Genomic DNA, 277 nt, shown 5'->3' with positions numbered 1-277 from the left:
GCCATCTTTGGTCGTGCTGGTGTAGCCATACCGCGCTCCACACTGGGCGCCTGGGTGGGCAGTTGTGGGGTGCAGTTGCAAGCCTTGGTTGATGCACTCAAGGCTGACATCCTCAGCCACAGCGTGATTCATGCCGATGAGACGCCGGTGCAGATGCTCAAGCCCGGTACCGGTAAAACGCACCGCGCTTATCTGTGGGCCTATGCTGCTGGTGCCTTTGAGGACACCAAGGCAGTGGTCTATGACTTCTGCGACAGCCGTGCCGGGGAGCATGCCA

Annotated in this window: 1 protein-coding gene; it reads left to right on the top strand. The window is 60.3% G+C overall.

The genetic code is table 11. The annotated features are described in order from the left end of the window. The coding region (locus LHU53_RS19605) for an IS66 family transposase (protein ID WP_227334469.1) at positions 1 to 277 on the top strand (277 nt) is incomplete at both ends.

This window comes from Rhodoferax sp. U2-2l (genome assembly GCF_020594515.1).
Taxonomy (GTDB): Bacteria; Pseudomonadota; Gammaproteobacteria; order Burkholderiales; family Burkholderiaceae_C; genus Rhodoferax.
Note: the sequence above shows the minus strand (reverse complement) of the source record. Positions and strands in the feature narration are given on the sequence as shown.